General features: G+C 57.4%; 18 protein-coding genes. 13 read left to right on the forward strand and 5 right to left on the reverse strand.

The annotated features are described in order from the left end of the window. Positions 1–7 precede the first annotated feature (7 nt). Genes AACZ86_RS00430 through AACZ86_RS00440 form a run of 3 tightly spaced genes read left to right on the forward strand, consistent with a single transcriptional unit; the run spans position 8 to position 1561 of the window. Positions 8–307 (forward strand): antibiotic biosynthesis monooxygenase, encoded by a 300-nt coding sequence (locus AACZ86_RS00430; protein ID WP_339688534.1) that lies wholly within the window; start codon positions 8–10, stop codon positions 305–307. Further along, positions 300–1028 carry a YjbE family putative metal transport protein gene (locus AACZ86_RS00435; RefSeq protein ID WP_339688536.1) on the forward strand — a complete coding sequence of 243 codons (729 nt, stop codon included), beginning with the start codon at positions 300–302 and terminating at the stop codon, positions 1026–1028. Before AACZ86_RS00430 ends, AACZ86_RS00435 begins: the two co-directional genes overlap by 8 nt. Continuing rightward, positions 1025–1561, forward strand: a complete 537-nt coding sequence (locus tag AACZ86_RS00440; protein WP_339688538.1) for an AAA family ATPase — start codon at positions 1025–1027, stop codon at positions 1559–1561. The genes AACZ86_RS00435 and AACZ86_RS00440 overlap by 4 nt, the downstream gene beginning before the upstream one ends. On the opposite strand, the gene AACZ86_RS00445 is transcribed toward AACZ86_RS00440, so the two are convergent. Both AACZ86_RS00445 and AACZ86_RS00450 read right to left on the reverse strand, forming a co-directional pair. Then, on the reverse strand, positions 1558–1959 hold the full coding sequence (locus AACZ86_RS00445) for a nuclear transport factor 2 family protein (RefSeq protein WP_339688541.1): 402 nt from the start codon (positions 1957–1959) through the stop codon (positions 1558–1560). The two genes, AACZ86_RS00440 and AACZ86_RS00445, sit on opposite strands and share 4 nt — an antisense overlap. Next, positions 1956–2654 carry a dienelactone hydrolase family protein gene (locus tag AACZ86_RS00450; RefSeq protein WP_339689351.1) on the reverse strand — a complete coding sequence of 233 codons (699 nt, stop codon included), beginning with the start codon at positions 2652–2654 and terminating at the stop codon, positions 1956–1958. Before AACZ86_RS00450 ends, AACZ86_RS00445 begins: the two co-directional genes overlap by 4 nt. 132 nt (positions 2655–2786) lie before the next feature. Between AACZ86_RS00450 and AACZ86_RS00455 the strand changes: the two genes are divergently transcribed. From AACZ86_RS00455 to AACZ86_RS00500, 10 genes are all read left to right on the forward strand, one after another. Then, on the forward strand, positions 2787–3059 hold the full coding sequence (locus AACZ86_RS00455; protein ID WP_339688543.1) for a DUF6489 family protein: 273 nt from the start codon (positions 2787–2789) through the stop codon (positions 3057–3059). Between the two features lie 15 nt (positions 3060–3074). Continuing rightward, positions 3075–4373: a tRNA uridine-5-carboxymethylaminomethyl(34) synthesis GTPase MnmE gene (gene mnmE / locus AACZ86_RS00460; protein WP_339689352.1), complete on the forward strand. Its 1299-nt coding sequence runs from the start codon at positions 3075–3077 to the stop codon at positions 4371–4373. Positions 4374–4446: 73 nt separating this feature from the next. Next, positions 4447–6312 carry a tRNA uridine-5-carboxymethylaminomethyl(34) synthesis enzyme MnmG gene (mnmG, locus tag AACZ86_RS00465; RefSeq protein ID WP_339688544.1) on the forward strand — a complete coding sequence of 622 codons (1866 nt, stop codon included), beginning with the start codon at positions 4447–4449 and terminating at the stop codon, positions 6310–6312. Then, entirely contained in the window at positions 6309–6926 is a 618-nt protein-coding gene (gene rsmG, locus AACZ86_RS00470; protein ID WP_339688547.1) for a 16S rRNA (guanine(527)-N(7))-methyltransferase RsmG, read from the forward strand. The genes mnmG and rsmG overlap by 4 nt, the downstream gene beginning before the upstream one ends. A 28-nt stretch (positions 6927–6954) precedes the next feature. Further along, entirely contained in the window at positions 6955–7737 is a 783-nt protein-coding gene (locus AACZ86_RS00475; protein ID WP_339688549.1) for an AAA family ATPase, read from the forward strand. Further along, positions 7737–8702, forward strand: a complete 966-nt coding sequence (locus AACZ86_RS00480) for a ParB/RepB/Spo0J family partition protein (RefSeq protein ID WP_339688551.1) — start codon at positions 7737–7739, stop codon at positions 8700–8702. Before AACZ86_RS00475 ends, AACZ86_RS00480 begins: the two co-directional genes overlap by 1 nt. A gap of 266 nt (positions 8703–8968) precedes the next feature. Then, positions 8969–9463 carry a DUF4402 domain-containing protein gene (locus AACZ86_RS00485; protein WP_339688553.1) on the forward strand — a complete coding sequence of 165 codons (495 nt, stop codon included), beginning with the start codon at positions 8969–8971 and terminating at the stop codon, positions 9461–9463. Positions 9464–9665: 202 nt separating this feature from the next. Further along, complete coding sequence (locus AACZ86_RS00490) at positions 9666–10532, forward strand: molecular chaperone (RefSeq protein ID WP_339688556.1); 867 nt, start codon at positions 9666–9668, stop codon at positions 10530–10532. Between the two features lie 59 nt (positions 10533–10591). Continuing rightward, positions 10592–13327 carry a carboxypeptidase regulatory-like domain-containing protein gene (locus AACZ86_RS00495; protein WP_339688557.1) on the forward strand — a complete coding sequence of 912 codons (2736 nt, stop codon included), beginning with the start codon at positions 10592–10594 and terminating at the stop codon, positions 13325–13327. A 77-nt stretch (positions 13328–13404) separates the two neighbouring features. Next, on the forward strand, positions 13405–14295 hold the full coding sequence (locus AACZ86_RS00500) for an alpha/beta hydrolase (protein ID WP_339688559.1): 891 nt from the start codon (positions 13405–13407) through the stop codon (positions 14293–14295). 10 nt (positions 14296–14305) lie between these two features. Here the strand turns inward: AACZ86_RS00500 and AACZ86_RS00505 are convergent, their stop codons facing one another. The 3 genes from AACZ86_RS00505 to AACZ86_RS00515 form a co-directional block, all read right to left on the reverse strand. Further along, positions 14306–15214, reverse strand: a complete 909-nt coding sequence (locus tag AACZ86_RS00505) for a diacylglycerol kinase family protein (protein ID WP_339688561.1) — start codon at positions 15212–15214, stop codon at positions 14306–14308. A gap of 93 nt (positions 15215–15307) precedes the next feature. Then, positions 15308–16948 carry an acyl-CoA synthetase gene (locus AACZ86_RS00510; RefSeq protein ID WP_339688563.1) on the reverse strand — a complete coding sequence of 547 codons (1641 nt, stop codon included), beginning with the start codon at positions 16946–16948 and terminating at the stop codon, positions 15308–15310. Positions 16949–17036: 88 nt separating this feature from the next. Further along, positions 17037–18200 (reverse strand): CoA transferase, encoded by a 1164-nt coding sequence (locus AACZ86_RS00515; protein ID WP_339688564.1) that lies wholly within the window; start codon positions 18198–18200, stop codon positions 17037–17039. Positions 18201–18237: the final 37 nt, after the last annotated feature.

The following is an 18237-nucleotide window of genomic DNA, read 5'->3' on the forward strand; positions in this document are numbered from 1 at the left end:
TGCCCCGATGATATTGGAACATGCGATATTGTGTGTCCGGCCGGGGCAATCGGATGATTTTGAGCGGGCAATGGCAAAAGCCAGGCCGCTTATTGCACGTCAGCCGGGCTTTCAGTTGATCGAGGTTCGGCCTTCTTCAGATGATGGAGAATGCTATCTGTTGCTGGTCCGATGGGACCGGATTGAATCGCATCGGGAACGATTCCGCCAGTCAGACGATTATCAACAATGGCGTGCCTTGCTTCACTCTTTCTATGACCCTATGCCCGAGGTGAATTATTTTGGACCCTGTATTTTCCATGATTGAACTTCTTTCAATATTCACCTTCGCCGCAAGCGGTCTCAGTTCTGTTTCCGACATCTGGGCAGCGATTGTCCATGATTTCTCCAATATCGGATCACCGGCAGCGCTGGCGGCCTTCGGGCAGGTGGTGCTGATCGATCTGGTATTTGCAGCGGACAACGCAATCGTTGTCGGCGCATTGGCTGGCGGCTTGCCAGCAGAACAGCGGCGCAAGGTCATTCTGATCGGTATCGCCGCCGCGCTGATATTGCGCATCCTGTTTGCGCTGATTGTCGTGCAATTGCTGCAGATTGTCGGTCTGGTGCTGGCTGGTGGCTTGTTGCTGCTCTGGGTTGGCTGGAGTTTCTACCGCGAGATTTTCCACGAAGGCGAATCTCCCGGATCGGAAGAGATTGAAGGCGACGAACGCAGCGGCGTAAAGGCGCAGAGAAGCTTCTGGGCGGCTGTATGGGCCGTTACCGCAGCTGACGTGTCAATGAGCCTCGACAATGTCCTTGGCGTGGCTGGCGCGGCGCGGGAGCATCCCGGTATATTGGTGATCGGACTGCTGCTGTCAGTCGCGCTCATGGGCCTCGCGGCCAATGTCATCGCCAAATATATCGAGCGCTACAAATGGATTGCTTATCTGGGGCTGGCGGTCATCGTCTATGTCGCCGGCAAGATGATCTATTCCGGCCTGGTCGGTGACGAGCAGACGATTGGTGTTTTGACGCTGTTCGGGTGATCCTGAACGCGACAAATATCGCCATTGTAACGGGTGGCCCAGGATCCGGTAAAACGACCCTCTGTGAGAAATTATCTCTCGAAGGAATCGCTATTGGTAGCGAGTCCGGTCGCGCTATTCTGGCCCGGGCTGATGGCCATGATTTGCGAAAGCGTGATCCGCTGGCCTATTCGCTCGAAATATTGAAACTGGATCTTGAGAAGTTCAAAACGGCCAATTCATCCGGCGTGAACTGGCTGTTTGATCGTGGCTTTCCGGATAACGCTGGTTTTCTTGACCTGATGGGCTTGCCTAGACCCGATGAACTGGATCAGGCATGTCGCAACCATAGATATTCTGGCCCGGTGTTTGTCGCTCCTCCGTGGAAGGAAATCTATCGTAGTGATCTGGATCGGATTCAGGATTGGGCCGAAGCCAAGGCGACTTATCATGCGGTAACAGCGGCGTGGAGAGAATATGGTTATGTCCTGATTGAATTGCCCAAGGCTAGCATCGAGGAACGTATGTCATTCGTAAAGGTCCGTTTAGTCTAACCCTTCATCTTCTCCAGCATCTTGCCCATTTCTTCCCAGACCTTGTTGATCGCCTTGAGTGGCCGGACCATAACCTTGAAGTCCTGAATCTTGCCGCCGTCATTCCAGCTGATGATATCGACGCCGTTGACCTGGATCCCGTCGAGCTCGAGTTCAAATTCCAGCATCGCCATATTTTTACTCTCGTCGACAATTTCACGGACATAGCGGAAGCTGTCATTGGCGAGCACGATATCAGCCGCGCTGAGATAGGCGACAACGAGCGGCTTGCCGGCTTGCGGTGTGTGGACAACGGGGGAGTGGAATACCGCGTCTTCTGCGATCTGGTCGCGCAGGCCGCTTCCATCCTTGTCTGCAAAATGGTCGTGCCAGACTTTCAGACTGTCGCGTGCGCTCATGCCAGATGTTCCTTGAAAAAGGCTTCGGTACGGCTGTCGGCCAATGTTGCGGCGGCTTCGTCGCGGCGCGCGCCAAATTGGGCGGCAAAGCCGTGGTCGAGGCCGTCATAATCGTACAATGTCACCTTTGGATGATCGTCCAGTCCGGCGTGCATTGCTGCCTGCGCATCGGCGGGGACAAATCCGTCGGCCGTGGGGATATGCAACATCACTTCGTGCGCAATCGCGTGCTTCTCATCGAGCAGACCGTCGATTCCGACGCCATAATAGCCGACAGATGCCCGGATGTCAGTGCGTGCGGCGGTCATGAAGGCGAGACGGCCGCCGAGGCAGTAACCGACGCAGCCGACTTTGTGGCTGCCTATGCTGTTCTGGGCAAAATGGATGACCGCTTCGATGTCGCGAATGCCCTGATCCTGGTTGAATTTGCCCATCAGGTCGAGCGCCTGCTGGAATTCAGCCTCGACATCGGCATCGAGATTGGTGCCTTCGTTTATCCGCCAGAACAGGTCGGGAGCGATGGCGAGATAGCCCTGGCTGGCCCAGTGGTCGCATTTCGCCCTGATCCCTTCATTGACGCCGAAAATCTCCTGGATGACGATGATAGCGGCGCTGATCTCTCCCTGCGGACGTGCCATATAGCAGGGAATTTCGGCGTCTCCGCTCAATGTTTTTACCTGTTCGATCGCACCCATCTTGTCGTTCCTTTGCATCATGTCTTGATTCTTTGACCACAATATCCCCATATCGGTGGCAGGCAAGGTCGAACATCAACCTGTTGCGTGGAGGGGGAACTTCGTCGCGATGGCCAAACAGAGGAATATATAATGAAAGTCAGCGTTGAACTGGACTGCACACCGGAAGAGGCGCGCCGCCTGATCGGCTTGCCCGACGTCGCGAAACTCAACGAAAGCTACGTCCAGGAAATGTCGAAGTTCCTGCAGGGTGCGAATTCGGTCGAGCAATTGCAGAATTTCACCAAGATCATCGCGCCAATGGGCGAGGCGGGTCTGAAGATGTTTTCGTCCTTCCTGACCGGTGCCATGGGCGCTGCATCGGGCGGCGGAAAATCTACCTCGACCAAGAAAAAGAGCGACTAGCTGCCGCTTTCCGTGATGTTGTCCGCTGATGATACAATTTTCGCATTGTCCAGCGGACAACCGCCGGCAGCCATAGGAATCCTGCGGATCAGCGGTCCGCGAGCAGGGCAGGCGCTCGAATCCCTCACCGGTAATTTACCAAAACCGCGTGTTGCTGGACTCCATAATATTACCAATATGGTTAACGGGGAGCTGCTCGATTCAGCTTTGTGCCTGTGGTTCCCGGGGCCGAATAGCGCCACGGGTGAAGATCTCGCCGAAATTCACTGCCATGGCGGCCGCGCGGTCATCCGGGCGATAGAAGCGGCGCTGGAACAGATTGATGGTTTGCGGCAGGCGGAGCCGGGTGAATTTACCCGAAGGGCTTTTACTCATGGAAAAATGGATCTGGCGGAAGCCGAGGGTCTGTCCGATCTGTTGTTCGCCGAAACCGAATTGCAGCGCAAGGCGGCGGTCCGCAATGCCGGTGGGGCTCTATCGCGCAAGATCAATGACTGGCAATTGCAGATATTGTCGCTGTCGGCGCGGGTCGAGGCGGAGCTGGATTTCTCCGACGAGGATGATGTTGCGCCCGAGCAGGCCGCGGTAGTCCAGAACAGCGCCCGGCCTTTGGTCGAAGAAATGCGCAATCTGCTGGAGCGGCCACGTGCGGAAAAATTGCGCGACGGGATTAGAGTGGTGCTCGGCGGTCCTCCGAATAGCGGCAAGTCGACATTGCTCAACGCTCTGGTCGAGCGGGAAGCGGCAATCGTCTCGGATATAGCCGGAACCACCCGCGACGTGATCGAGGTGCCGATTGCCCTGGGCGGCATTCCGTTTCTTTTCATCGATACCGCCGGCGTTCGGGAGAGCGGAGCAGAGACGATCGAGCAGATCGGCATCGATCGCGCGCATCAACAATTTGCGGCTGCGGATATTATTTTGTGGCTAGGTGATGAAGGGCAGGGACCGGCGCAGGACAATCTCATCGAGGTCAGTTCTCGCAGCGATCATCCGGAGCATCAACCGAAAGTCAGTGCCGCCTTCACCTTATCGCCGGTCAGCGGTCAGGGCATGGACGCATTGGTCGATCATCTGATCGTCCGGGCGAAAGACATCCTCCCCGATGGTGACCAGGTCAGCATCAACGCACGCCAGGCCAATCTGCTTTCGAACGCCTGCGACAATCTGTCTGCGATTATCGACGAAGCGGATTATCTTATCGTCGCGGAACATCTGCGCATGGCCCGCAAGGCGCTTGACGAGATCACGGGCAAGGCGAGCACCGAAGATATGCTCGACGGCCTGTTCGGAAAATTCTGTATCGGCAAATGATTGTTCCACGTGGAACAGCAGAGGGCACCGGTAGATTTTGACCTGCAAACCCGCTTGAGCTATGGGCCGCAGCATGAGCCAAGAATTTGACATCATTGTGGTTGGCGGAGGCCATGCCGGTTGCGAGGCTGCCGCTGTTGCGGCGCGCATGGGTGCGTCTACCGCGTTGGTCAGCTTCACCCGCGAAAGCATCGGGGCGATGTCCTGCAACCCGGCAATCGGCGGACTCGGCAAGGGCCATCTGGTGCGGGAAGTCGATGCTTTTGACGGGCTGATTGGTCGCGCCGCCGATGCTGCCGCGATCCACTATCGTATGCTCAACCTGTCCAAGGGCACAGCGGTGCAGGGGCCGCGGATCCAGGCAGATCGCAAACTCTATAAAGCGGCGATTCACAGGATGCTCGACGCCCAGGACGATCTGACCATCGTCGAGGGCGAAGTGGCCAGTCTCATCATGTCGGAATCGCGGGTCAGCGGAATCGTCATGGCGGACGGATCGACAATCAATGCCAAGGCTGTGATCCTTGCCACCGGTACATTTCTCAACGGGAAATTATTTCGCGGCGAGGAACGGCATGAGGGCGGACGGACAGGCGAGGCCGCTTCTGTTTCGCTGGGCCAACAGATCCGTGATGCGGGACTGCCGATAGCCCGATTGAAAACCGGAACGCCGCCGCGCATTGACGGCCGGACGATCAACTGGGCGGTCTTGCCCGAGCAGCCATCTGACGATGACGGCTGGACGATGTCGCCGCTGTCAAAAGGGCGTACGGTCGCGCAGACATTTTGCGCGGTTAGCCGGACCAATGTAGAGACCCATGAAATCATCCGCGGATCGCTTGATCGCTCTCCCTTGTTCAGCGGCGCGATCGACGCGCAGGGGCCGCGCTATTGTCCTTCGATCGAGGACAAGATTCATCGCTTCGCCGATCGCGATTCGCATCAGGTGTTTCTCGAGCCGGAAGGCCTCGACACCAATCTCGTCTATCCGAACGGGATCAGCACCTCATTGCCCGCCGATGTTCAGCTCGCCTTCGTGCGCAGCATGGACGGACTGGAGAATGCCGAGATCATCGTTCCCGGTTACGCGGTAGAATATGATCATATCGATCCACGCGCCCTCGACCGTTCGTTGAAGGTCCGTGATCTGGATGGGCTTTATTGCGCCGGCCAGATCAATGGAACCACCGGATATGAAGAAGCAGCGGCCCAGGGACTGATCGCCGGGATCGGTGCCGCATGTCTGGTGCATGGCAAGGACGCGCCCATGCTCGATCGCGGCACCAGCTATATGGCGGTGATGATCGACGATCTGGTGTTGCAGGGTGTCACCGAGCCTTATCGCATGTTGACCGCTCGGGCGGAATATCGATTGCGCTTGCGGGCGGACAACGCGTCGACCAGATTGACCCCGATAGCAATGGCTCTGGGTTGCGTTGCTGCGGAACGTGCCGTCTGGTTTGGCGACCGCCAGCAAGCGCGTAATGATATTTTTGCGGCGCTCGAATCGGTCTATTCGAGCGAAGATCTGGTGAAGCTCGGGATCAATGTCCGGCGTGACGGTACCAAGCAGAGCCTGTTCCAATGGCTGCGTTTTCCGAATATCAGCATCGCTTCATTGGAAGATTTGGAAGCATGTTTGAAGACCGGCAATGTCGACCTGATGGCCGAGATTGAGGAGGATGCACGCTATGCGCCCTATCTCGAACGGCAGGAATCGGAATTGCGCGATCTTCGCGCCAACGAGCAAATTCGCCTTGGCGACGATATCGATTATGGCGTCATCGCCGGGCTTTCCAACGAGATGGTCGAAAGACTGACCACGGCGCGGCCCGACAGTCTGGCTGCAGCTTCGCGGATCCGAGGCATAACGCCTGCGGCGCTCGCCGCGATTCTCGTTCACGCCCGTCGCCGGGATTCAAGGAATATCGCCGCATGACGGAAGAAGAAGCGCAAGCCTGGCTTCGCGCAGAATATGATGTTTCACGTGAAACATGGCAGCGGCTTGAAACATTCAACGCGCTGTTGCGCGACGAGATGCAGCGACAGAATCTGATATCCAAGGCCAGCGCAGATAGCCTGTGGTCCCGCCATGTCGTTGATAGCGCCCAGTTGTTGCGCTATGCCCCGGCGCCGGAAACCGGAAAGATCTGGCTCGATCTCGGAACGGGCGCCGGCTTTCCCGGGATCATAATTGCGATACTGACACCCTATCAGGTGCATATGGTCGAGTCCCGGAAACGCCGCGCAGAGTTTCTCAATCAGGTGGTAGATCAGACCGGCATAAGTGATCATGCGAGTGTCATTGCCGACCGGTTGGAGAATATAGAAAGCTTCCCGGCTGACGTTATAAGCGCCCGCGCTTTTGCTCCGCTGGATCGGCTCATCGCACTTTCGCACCGCTTTTCCACAGAAAATACGGTTTGGCTCTTACCTAAAGGTAAAAATGCGGTAAGGGAACTTAAAGGCCTGTCGCCAAAAAGGCAAAAAATGTTCCACGTGGAACATAGTTTGACCGATCCGGATGCCGGAATATTGGTGGGAAAGGGCTAGAAACCTATTTTTCGAGGTTGAACTGAATATGGTTCGTATCGCAATAGCCAATCAAAAAGGCGGAGTGGGCAAGACCACCACAGCAATCAATATGGCCACCGCGCTGGCCGCCAGCGGATGGAAAGTCCTGCTGATCGATCTCGATCCGCAAGGCAATGCCTCCACCGGCCTCGGACTTTCGCAAGGCGATCGCGTCAACAGCAGCTATGATCTGCTGATCAACGACGTGCCGCTCGCCGATTGTATCAACCAGACCAAAGTGCCCGGACTGGAGATTGTTCCCGCGACCGTCGATCTGTCCGGTGCCGAAGTCGAGCTGGTCGGATTCGAAGAGCGGACCCATCGTCTGAAAAAAGCACTGGATAGCGCAGACAACGGCCGCTGGGATATTTGCCTGATCGACTGCCCGCCCTCGCTGGGTCTGCTCACCCTCAACGCGATGGTTGCGGTGGAATCCCTGCTGGTGCCATTGCAGTGCGAGTTTTTCGCGCTCGAGGGGCTGAGCCAGTTGCTGCAAACGGTCGAGCGGATTCGCGCGCGATTCAATCGCCAGCTTTCGGTGATGGGCGTGGTCCTGACCATGTATGATCGTCGCAACAAACTGACCGAACAGGTGTCCGATGATGTCCGGGCCTGTCTCGGAGATGTGGTATTTGAAACCGTGATCCCGCGCAACGTCCGGCTTTCGGAAGCGCCGAGCCATGGCCTTCCGGCGCTGATCTATGATTACCGGTGCAGCGGGTCCGTCGCCTATATCGACCTTGCCCGCGAATTGATCGGACGCTTGCCGGACAGAAAGGTAGCTGCGTGATGGCCGACGAAACGACCGTGAATGAGAGGAACAAGAAGGCGCCAAAGCGCGCGACCGGACTGGGCAGGGGCCTCAATAGTCTGTTTGGCGAGATCCAGCGGGAAGAACCGATTGTAACCGAAGCACCGGGTGCCTCCGGTAATAATGATGCCGGACAAGCACCGGCGCCGGCTATTGACGGACTACGCTCGATTGCGGTGTCCGATATCCGGCCGAATCCCGATCAGCCGCGGCAGACGTTCAACACCGACGCGCTCGACGAACTGGCTGACAGTATGCGGCAGCGCGGCGTTATTCAGCCGATTGTCGTGCGTCCCCATGGCAAGAATTTCCAGATCGTCGCCGGTGAACGCCGCTGGAGAGCCGCGCAACGCGCCCGGCTGCATCAGATTCCCGCGGTTGTTCGCAATCTTAACGACGAAGAAACGCTTGAAATTGCGATTGTCGAGAATGTCCAGCGCAAGGATCTCAACGCGATCGAAGAAGCGGAAGCTTATGCGCGGCTGAGTCAGGATTTCGGGCATAGCCAGGCGCGGCTTGCCGAGATTGTCGGCAAATCGCGGAGTCATATCGCCAATCTCATGCGTTTGCTCGAACTGCCCGATGGTGTGAAGAGTCTTGTCGTCGACGAAAAATTATCCATGGGTCACGCCCGGGCGCTGATCAACGCGCCCGCTGCCGAAGAGCTGGCGTCTCAAATAGTCAAACAGGGGTTGTCGGTCCGCGACGTCGAGCGTCTGGTCCGCAAGTCATTAGCGGGTGACAAACCCTTGTCTGCCAGAAAACAGGCGGCGATGTCGGAAACCGATGCGGATATCCAGGCGCTGGAAACGCATCTCGGGGATTTGCTCGGGCTGAAAGTGACTATCCAGTCGAACGGGCAGGGTGGTTCCATGTCGATTGAATATGCGAATCTCGATCAACTCGACCTGATTTGCCAGCGCCTTACCGGCGAACATATCTAGCTACTAGAGTCCGGAAATGGTCCGGATTGCTACCAAGGATGGCAAATATCGCGAAAGATTTCGCACCAAACCACCCATAATATCTCTATATTTCAATATGTTAGTCAGATAATAAAATATTAACCATGACTGGCAGCAAAGCTTTATCCTTTCCCTCGGATAAGCAATGTCGAATGTTGGTACAGGCGACGTTCCGGTCAGTGGGTTTGACGGGAGCGCACCGCACGTGCCCTTTCGGTAGTAATATAAAAATAGGGACCAGAACTATGACCAAATTTATGAAAGCCGCTTTGGCTTCTTCCGTGCTTGTGGCATCTGTCATGGGCGCGAATGCAGCCAATGCTGCAACTGCATCTGCCGACGCAAAAGCAAATATCCTGCAACAGGTTACCGTAACTTCCGATGGTAGTGATCTTGACTTCGGTACGATCGTAAGCGGTGCATCTGCCGGTACTGTCGCTGTGAATGCTGCTGGCACCGCAACTTGCAGTGCAGCAATCGTCTGTTCCGGCGCAACTTCCGCTGCCGGTTTTGATGTTACCGGTACAGAGAATGCAACCGTCACGATCTCGACTGATGCGTCGGTTACGTTGACCAACGCGAATTTGGATACAATGTCTGCTTCGCTGACACCCAGCGTCACGAGCATCGTTCTTGATGGAACCGACGCTTTTGTAGTTGGCGGCACGCTTGCCGTTGCTGCTAACCAGGCTGATGGCGCCTATGTGGGCAACTTTGACGTAACCGTCAGCTATCAGTAAAAACTGAACCGACGGCAGAAAGCCGCCGATCAGCACTAAAAAGCCCGTTCGCACCTTGGGTTGCGGACGGGTTTTTTTATGAACTTCTGCAAGTTGAGGGCGGTCAGACAATGACCGGGAATCGTCCATGGTTAGCGCTTTGGTAACCCTATTTAGCCATAAGGGCTGTGTGGGGCCGGCTGTGGGAAGCCAACCTCTCCGAATGACCAGTAAGCCGGAGAATATCATGACCATCCAGAGATTTAGACTATTGAAGAAATGCTGCATCGGGCTGGGCGCCTTGGCGTCAGCCATGTCATTATCATCGACGCCGGCACAGGCAGCGGGTGACCTGTTGGTTGCGCCGACCCGGGTTGTCCTCGACGGGCAGCGCGGGACCGAAGTTATATTGAATAATATCGGCTCGGAGACGGCCACTTACCGGATATCGCTGGAACTGCGCCGGATGACCAGCGAAGGTCGTCTGGAAGATGTCAGCGCAGAACAGGAAAACGACATCGAGCGGGCTGCAAAGGAAATGATCCGCTACGCGCCACGCCGGGTGACGCTGCCGCCGAACCAGCCGCAGGCGATCCGCCTTGGCGTCAGAGCTCCCGAAGGTCTGCCTGATGGAGAATATCGCGCGCATCTTCTGTTTCGCGCCATTCCCGAGGCCCGGTCTGTTACCGAACAGAATGCACCAGAAGGGGGTTTCTCGATATCCCTGACACCGATTTACGGTGTCACCATCCCCGTGATCATCCGTCAGGGCAATTTGCAGGCGACTGCTGCTATCGCCAACGGCAGGATGGAACAGCAGGGGGATGGCCAGGCACTGACCTTTGATCTTAGTCGAACCGGCGATCGGTCGGTATATGGCGAAATCCGGGTTACAAAGCCGGGAACAAGCGAGCCGGTCATGGTTGCACGGGGGATTGCGGTCTATCCGGAAGTCGGCCAGCGCAGCGTTACGCTTCCGGTACCACCCGAAGTGGCAGCGCAGCTCAAAGGCCAGGTATCGGTTGAATATTACGAACCCGCGAATTCCGGCGGAGGACTTATCGCCAAAACGGACATGGTTCTTAGATAATCATTTCATAACAATGACTTATGTCGGCCTCACGCCGTCACGAAGTCATGATATGAACCATGAATGAGCGATATGATATAATCGGCCGGAGCTACCACGCCCTGGTCAAGGCCGCGGGGATCATTGCGATCTCGGCGGCTTCGCTGTTCATGGCATCGCCTGCGCAGGCGATGGCCGACTGGACCGCAAACGACGATGATGCCTTATTGTTTGACCTGCGGTCTGGCAATTATCGGCTGGGAGACGGCGTTCGCGGCTATCAGACCGATAACGGAATCTGTGTCGATCTTGCCGATGTCATCATGGCGATGGACATTCCGCTCCGGCTCGACAAAAAGTCGCGCCGCGCAACTGGCTGGATCTTTACCGAGAACCAGACGCTCACCATCGATCGTGACAATGAAATGGTGCAAAAGGCCGGTTCTCCGGCAAAATTGCGGTCCGGGCAAATATATGACGTGCCCGAGGGCTGGTGCGTTGACGTGAAAAGCCTGTCGGAATGGTTTGATGTGAAATTCATCCCCGATCTGTCCAATGCGCTGCTGACTCTCAAATCCGACACCCAATTGCCCTTCGAACGCGCGCTCGAGCGCAAGGAACAGGCGGCCAAAATCCGTCCGCACAAGAGTTTTGATCTGTCCGGTCTGCCGCAATCGTCGGAACCCTATAAATTCTGGCGCACCCCGTCGGTGGATGCCGTGGTTTCGGCTGGTGGACTGAAAGACAGGCGATCGGGGCAGAAATTTGACCTGCGGTACGAACTTTTTGCGTCCGGCGAAGTCGGCAAAGCGAGCTTCGATGCCCGCTTGTCCTCCGATAACAAAGGCGTACCTGAAAATCTCAGGGTTCGAGCCTATCGAACCGATCCGAAGGGCCAGCTTCTCGGACCGTTGAAGGCCACCCATTTCGCCCTGGGCGATGTATCGACATTCTCCACGCCGCTGGTGTCCCAGTCGGTCGCAGGACGCGGGGCATTGGTGACCAACCGGCCCGTCGAACGGCCGGATAGTTTTGATCGGACCAGCTTCCGCGGCGAACTGCCCAATGGCTGGGACGCAGAACTATATCGCAACGGCCAGTTGCTTGCTTTTGCCGAAAATCGCACCGATGGCCGTTATGAATTTCTCGATGTTCCCTTGCTTTACGGCCAGAACCGTATCGAAGTGGTGCTATACGGCCCGCAAGGACAGATAAGACGCGATACCAAGGTGATTCCGGTGGGTCTGGACTCTATTCCACCCCGGGATACTTATTATTGGGCAGGGATTCACGAGGCCGGCGAGGATCTGATCCGGCTCGGGGAGTTTTTGCCGATCCGCCAGGCCGGTTGGCGCGGCGGAGTCGGGGTTGAACGGGGTCTCAATAATAAAACCTCGGTTGCAGCCTCGCTGTTCAGTCTGCAAATCGATGGCGATCGCCACAATTATCTTGAGGGATCGGTTCGCCGGGCGGTGGGCCCCACGCTGGTTGAGCTATCGGCTTCATCGAACCTCGGTGACGGGATGGCGTTTCGCGGCCAGCTGCTCGGACAGCTTGGCAATAGCTATATTACCGCCGAATCTATCTGGACCAAAGACGAATATATCTCGGACCAGATCGAAGAAGATATCAGTTCACGCCATAGTCTGGCGATTGATCATAGTTTCAAAATTGGCAGCAAATTGGTGCCTTTTCATATCGATACGCAATATGAGACGCGTTCGGACGGCCGCGAAATTCTCGATGTGACTGGGAGAATGTCGTTTAATCTCAGATACTTGTCTCTAACCGGCGAACTCAACTGGGAAAAAAGATTTAGTGATTCGGGTGCAGGTGCGCCGGATCAGCTCGATGCACGGCTGCTTGCCACCGGGCGGATCGGCAAGGTCCGGTTGCGCGGTGAAGCGGTGTACAGGCTCGCGCCGGAGAAGCGTTTCGAACGGGTTGATTTTACCGGCGAATGGCGGGCTGGCGAACGGTCCGACTGGCGGGCCGAGCTGGGCTATGACGCGAGTCTCGACCGCGCGCGTGCAGGCATCGGGATTGTTCGCCGTTTTGACCGCTTTTCGGTCACCGCGAGCGCCGAGGCCGCGACCGATGGATCGGTGGCAGCCGGTCTGAACCTGGCGTTCAGTCTGGGACCTGATCCCCGAAGCGGAAAATTCCGTTTGTCGAGCAACAAGCTGGCCAATAGCGGCCAAGCCCTGGCGATCGTCTATCGGGACGAAAACAGGGACGGAATCCGTCAGGCCGGAGAGCCATTGGTTGAAAATGTCGAGCTGACGGCCGGCCAGTCGGTGACGCTGACCGCTACGGATACCAATGGCCGGGCGATTATCGACAATCTGCTGCCCTTCCGGCCAATATTGATCGGGATAGACAGCAGCAGCTTGTCCAATCCCTTCGTGCAGCCCGCTCTCCCCGGTGTGGTGATTACGCCGCGGCCCGGTGTTGCGGTAACCGTCGAACTGCCGCTGGTCAGTGCCGGCGAGGTCGAGGGGACCTTGGTGCGCAGGGGCGGCGGCGCGATTGCCGGTGTCGGCATGGAACTGGTGAACGGCGAAGGCCGCGTCGTTCGCGAGACCCAGACCGAGTTTGACGGATTCTTCCTGTTCGATGGTGTTCCCTACGGCATTTACACGGTCCGCATTGCCAAATTGTCAGCGCAGGCGATCCAGGTTCCGGTGATTCTTGGCGCGCGAGCGGTGGTGGACGAAGATAATCAGGTGGCGCGGCTGGGTGCGATAACGGTCGGTAACAACGCCGATATGGCGCACAATGATAGCGACCAGCCGGACCCTGAAGCCATGCCCTAGCCTTTGATTGCTGCGGTTCTTGTAACGCTTGTGCTTTCTGTTACTTATCCTGTTTTCGCGTAGTTCAGGAACCGTCCATGCAAGTCATCGCCAATGGTATCAATATCGAAGCAGAAGATCACGGCAACCCCGAGGATCCGGCCATATTGCTGGTCATGGGCTATACCGCCCAGCTGATCTACTGGCCGATGGATTTCGTCAACGGTCTGGTTAAAGAAGGTTTCCGGGTCGTCACTTTTGATAATCGCGATGTGGGTCTGTCCTATAAATTTGACGGGGTGCGGCCACCGCATCCGATCCGGCAGATGCTCACCAAACGCTTTTTCCCGAATCGGCAAATGGCTCCCTATAATTTGAGCGATATGGCGAGGGACGCGGTCGGCGTTCTCGACGCCCTGAAGATCGACCGGGCGCATATTGTCGGCGCGTCCATGGGCGGTATGATCGGTCAGCTGATTGCGGGGGATCATGCCGACCGGGTGCTGTCCTTTACACCGGTGATGTCATCGACCAACGGTCCCGGGCTTCCCGGAGCCAGTGCCGAAGTACGCAAGGTGCTGATGCAAACGGCTCGCGCAAAAGCGCGGACACCGGACGAGGCTCTGGAACTGGGACTCGCCTTTTCGTCGCTGATCGCGTCCGAGGAAGGCCGGAACCGGCCGGAGGAACGCCGGGCGATGATGAAACTGGCGCAAGAACGCGGCTTCTACCCGCCCGGGCCGAAGCGCCAGATGGCGGCGATCATCGATACCGGAAATTTGCGACCGACGGCGAACCGGATCACCGCGCCGACGATGGTCATTCACGGCGCCGATGATCCGCTCATCCCGTCCGTCTGCGGTCAGGATATCGCGGCCAATGTCAAAGGCGCCCGGTTCGAGCTGGTTGAAGGCATGGGGCACGATCTGCCACCCAGCAAATTGCCGAAAATGGTCGATCTGATTGCAGCCCATTGTCGGGCCGCCTGAAAACCTCCGATTATTCGGGTAGCGGCAAGCAATAGGCAACGCTCTGGTCGGTCATATTGATTTCATATGGTTGACCCGCCAGCGTGTCCCCGTCCGCCTGAAACGCGGCCAGTCGGGAGATTTTGTCCTTTGCGATTATCGTTAGCCGACGAGCCGGCAGGGACCGGACGAAATCGAGCTGTGCGGGGTCACGACCGCGCGCGATCCGGAGCAGGAAGCGGATAAAATCCCTGCGCCGGGCGCGAGTCAGCAATATGACCTGGAAATGCCTGGATCCCAATTCCGCTGCCGGCGCCAGGACCCAGCTTCCGGCATAATATCGGGCCTTGATTACATAGACGGCGCTGCAATTCAGATGTTCTGTCGTGCCGTCGGGCGCTTCCACTGCCAATGAAAAGTGCAGCTTCGGCCAGTCGCCGAGCAACTTTATCAGCGACCATGCATAAGCCGCGCCGCCAATGCGCTTTTTCAACGCGGGGCTGTGCCGTGCGACGGCCTGTCCATCGGGACCGGCACTGATGCAGGCAACGAAGGGCTGGCCGTCGCTGGTTACCAGCGGGGCTTCGAGGCGCGCCACTCGCTTGTCTAGAAATCCGGCCATGATCTCGCGTGCAAATATTTCCGGATCACTGGAATAACCAAGTTCTTTCGCGACCAGATTCACCGTGCCGGCGGGAAACACGCATAATGGCCTGGATATTCCGGAGCGAACCATTGATGCGACGACCAGCTGCAGGGCTCCGTCACCGCCCGACACACAGACGAGATCACAGTCGGGAAAAATCTCGAACTGCCCGTCCTTCTCGGTCCGGCCCAGTCTTACTTGCGCGCCGCATGCCTGGAACGCGCGGGACAGGTCATCCAGCCGGGTTTGATTAAACGTGCCGGAGGCCGGATTATGAATGAGTTCGACGATCATCGGGCGCTCATGCGGTGGATGGAGGTGATCCGTCAATGACTGAACGGAAGGCGCTATGTTCCCGACGGCTGGTGCCGGCTGCGGGTGACCTGTCTATGCCGACACCTGCAGTCGCTCCAGGGCAATTTCCCTGGCCGCCTTATAGCCGGCCTTGCCATTGGCCGCGCGCGGAACCTCGTCCACCACGATAATGGCCCGCGGCGTCTTGTAGGCCGCCAGTTTCGAGCGGACATGTTCGGTCAGCGCCGCTTCATCGAACCGGGCGCCGTGCACCAGGGAAATGATCGCGGTGACTTTCTGGCCAAAGCGGTCGTCGGCTATCCCTACCACCAGGCAATCATAGACCGATTCATGCGTCTTGAGTGCTTCTTCGACTTCTTCGGGAAAGATCTTCTCGCCACCGCTGTTGATGCAGGCGGAACCTCGTCCGAGCAAAGTGATCGAGCCATCCGCCTCGACCGTCGCGAAATCGCCGGGAATCGAATAGCGGACACCGTCGAATGTCTTGAAAGTGGCCGCGCTTTTCGCTTCGTCCTTATAATAGCCGAGCGGCACCATTCCCCCATTGCAGATCAGGCCCATTTCACCGGAACCGGGTGCTATTGGCTTGCCGTCTTCGGTCAGTACTTTGGTCGTCGGATTCATATCGAACTTGGCGGTCTGGTCGCTGTCGATATTTTCGGCGGTGGTGATCGAAACCCCCATGCTGCCTTCGGTCGAGCCCATGCTGTCGACAATCGCGATATGCGGCAAATGGCCTAAAAGGCCGCGCTTGACCTCCGTGGACCACATCACGCCCGATGATCCCATCATTAGAAGTGATGATAAATCAAAGACTTTCCCTGCCGTCTTGGCCTCTTCCAGCGCAGCGAGCATCGGCTTGGCGAAAACATCGCCGACGATGGTGATATCGGTAACTTTCTCGTCTTCGGTCAGCTGCCAGAGCGCTACCGGATCGAAATGACTGTTGTCGTTCAGTACCACGCAGCCGCCGAGGCTGTGCGGAACCATCGCACCGATCCACATGCCGGTACCATGCATCAGCGGGCATGCAGGAATGGAGCGCGATGTTGCGCCCGCAGCGTGCAGCTGCTGTACGAGTGGTCCAAAGCCGGAGGCGTCGGCTGGCGGTGTCATCATCCGCATTTCAAATCCCTTGGCGAGCAGCGCGGTGGCAAAGCTCTTGTGATCATACATCACGCCTTTGGGCATGCCGGTCGTGCCGCCGGTATAGAGTAAGTACAGATCGTCACCCGACCGTTCGATTACCGGCATGGGATCCGTGTTTTGCACGGCTTTTTCGTAGGAGACAGCGCCCTCGAGATGCTGGCCCGATCCGTCGTCGATTTCGAGGAAGAGTTTGATCTGGTCGAGCTGATCCCGAATCGCGGCGACGCGCGGGGCAAATTGTGCCTGAAACACCAGCGCTTCGCTGTCGCTGTCGTTGATGACATGGGTCAGTTCTGTTTCGAGATAGCGATAGTTCACATTGACCGGGCAGATACGTGCTTTGAAGGCACCGAACTGGGTCTCCATATATTCCGCCGAATTATAGGAATAGATTGCCAGCTTCGCACCGGCCTTCAGGCCATGGTCGGTAAGCACCTGTGCAACCCGCGCGGCTCGATCTTCATATTCTGCCCAGCTATAGCGTTTGTCGCCATCTACGATTGCGGGCTTGTCGGGAATTGCCGCCGCAATATTTTCCCAGATATTTGCCATCTGCCAGGTCATGCGATTCTCTCCTTATTTTTTCAGTCAGAATAGCCAGATCGCGGGTAGACGCAACCAGATGACGGGCGCTGCAATCGATTGATTCGATCTATGCCTGCGTAGGTGCGGCGAGTTCGGCTAATATGGCTTCGCTATGTTCACCGAGCGCCGGACTGGGGCCGCAGGGTGTCGGCTTGGTCCCGCCAAAACGGGCCGGGGATGTGACATGCCGGACCGGGCCGAGCAGCGGATGATCGCTCTGTTCGAAGATACCGACAGCCATGGCTTGCTGGTTGGCCGGCAGGTCTTCCAGCGCCACACAGGGGGCAGCCGGCACATCACGAGCGGCGAGACCGGTGACCATCTCTGCGCTGGTCAGGTCGGGCTTTTGCGCGGCGATGATCGAGGCAAGCTCCGCCATATGGACGCTGCGGTTCGCCATGCCCTTATATTTCTCTTCCGTCTTCAGGTCCGGGCGGCCGACGATGTCGAATATCGCCGCCCAATGGTCGTCGGTCATAGCGGCATAAGCGATTGCTCCGTCGGTCGAACGGAGCGGCAATTGATAATAGTCGGCGAAGGGCGCGCCGTGAGTCACGTCGTCGGCTTGCAGCGTCAGGTGCATCCCGCCGTCGGGCCAGAGAAAGGCGATGCAGCTTTCAAGCATCGACAGATCAATATGCTGGCCGATACCGATGCGTTCGCGTGCGAACAGGGCTGCGGTAATCGCCTGCGCGGCCGTATAAGCGGTGATCTTGTCGCAGATCAGGGTTTTGACATAGGCGAAACCTTCGGGATGACCCTGCAGGGTCATGAACCCGGCCATCGCCTGCATCACATGGTCATAGGCCGGGCGGCCGGATAGCGGCCCTTCGTGGCCAAACCCGGTGATGGCGCAATAGACAAGCTCCGGTTTCTCCTGGCGCAGCGCCTCGCTGCCCAGTCCAAGCCGGTCCATCACACCCGGGCGGTAATTGTGAATCACCACATCCGCCGACAGACAGAGTTGCCGGGCATGGGCGACGCCCTCTTCTGTTTTGAGATCGAGCGTGATCGAACGTTTGGCGCGGTTGCAATTGTGGAACAGGCCGGAGATGCCGGATTTCTGACTGCCCAGCCAGCGCATCGGATCACCGATGCCGGGCGGCTCGACCTTGATCACGTCCGCGCCCTGCTGGGCGAACATCATTGTCGCCAGCGAGGCGGTGACCATCGTGGAAAATTCGATGACCCTGATTCCGGCCAGTGGCTGCGTCGATGTTATCTCTGTCATGCAATCCTCAATCCCGGCTTCGTTCGAGCCGGTCCGG

Source organism: uncultured Parasphingorhabdus sp., assembly GCF_963975735.1.
GTDB lineage: Bacteria > Pseudomonadota > Alphaproteobacteria > Sphingomonadales > Sphingomonadaceae > Parasphingorhabdus.

Coding starts and splice junctions, on each gene's coding strand:
- AACZ86_RS00430 (WP_339688534.1), top strand. CDS start 8: ATGATATTGGAACATGCGATATTGTGTGTCCGGCCGGGGCAATCGGAT.
- AACZ86_RS00435 (WP_339688536.1), top strand. CDS start 300: ATGATTGAACTTCTTTCAATATTCACCTTCGCCGCAAGCGGTCTCAGT.
- AACZ86_RS00445 (WP_339688541.1), bottom strand. CDS start 1,959: ATGAGCGCACGCGACAGTCTGAAAGTCTGGCACGACCATTTTGCAGAC.
- AACZ86_RS00450 (WP_339689351.1), bottom strand. CDS start 2,654: ATGGGTGCGATCGAACAGGTAAAAACATTGAGCGGAGACGCCGAAATT.
- AACZ86_RS00455 (WP_339688543.1), top strand. CDS start 2,787: ATGAAAGTCAGCGTTGAACTGGACTGCACACCGGAAGAGGCGCGCCGC.
- mnmE (WP_339689352.1), top strand. CDS start 3,075: ATGTTGTCCGCTGATGATACAATTTTCGCATTGTCCAGCGGACAACCG.
- mnmG (WP_339688544.1), top strand. CDS start 4,447: ATGAGCCAAGAATTTGACATCATTGTGGTTGGCGGAGGCCATGCCGGT.
- rsmG (WP_339688547.1), top strand. CDS start 6,309: ATGACGGAAGAAGAAGCGCAAGCCTGGCTTCGCGCAGAATATGATGTT.
- AACZ86_RS00475 (WP_339688549.1), top strand. CDS start 6,955: ATGGTTCGTATCGCAATAGCCAATCAAAAAGGCGGAGTGGGCAAGACC.
- AACZ86_RS00480 (WP_339688551.1), top strand. CDS start 7,737: ATGGCCGACGAAACGACCGTGAATGAGAGGAACAAGAAGGCGCCAAAG.
- AACZ86_RS00485 (WP_339688553.1), top strand. CDS start 8,969: ATGACCAAATTTATGAAAGCCGCTTTGGCTTCTTCCGTGCTTGTGGCA.
- AACZ86_RS00490 (WP_339688556.1), top strand. CDS start 9,666: ATGACCAGTAAGCCGGAGAATATCATGACCATCCAGAGATTTAGACTA.
- AACZ86_RS00495 (WP_339688557.1), top strand. CDS start 10,592: ATGAATGAGCGATATGATATAATCGGCCGGAGCTACCACGCCCTGGTC.
- AACZ86_RS00500 (WP_339688559.1), top strand. CDS start 13,405: ATGCAAGTCATCGCCAATGGTATCAATATCGAAGCAGAAGATCACGGC.
- AACZ86_RS00505 (WP_339688561.1), bottom strand. CDS start 15,214: ATGATCGTCGAACTCATTCATAATCCGGCCTCCGGCACGTTTAATCAA.
- AACZ86_RS00510 (WP_339688563.1), bottom strand. CDS start 16,948: ATGACCTGGCAGATGGCAAATATCTGGGAAAATATTGCGGCGGCAATT.
- AACZ86_RS00515 (WP_339688564.1), bottom strand. CDS start 18,200: ATGACAGAGATAACATCGACGCAGCCACTGGCCGGAATCAGGGTCATC.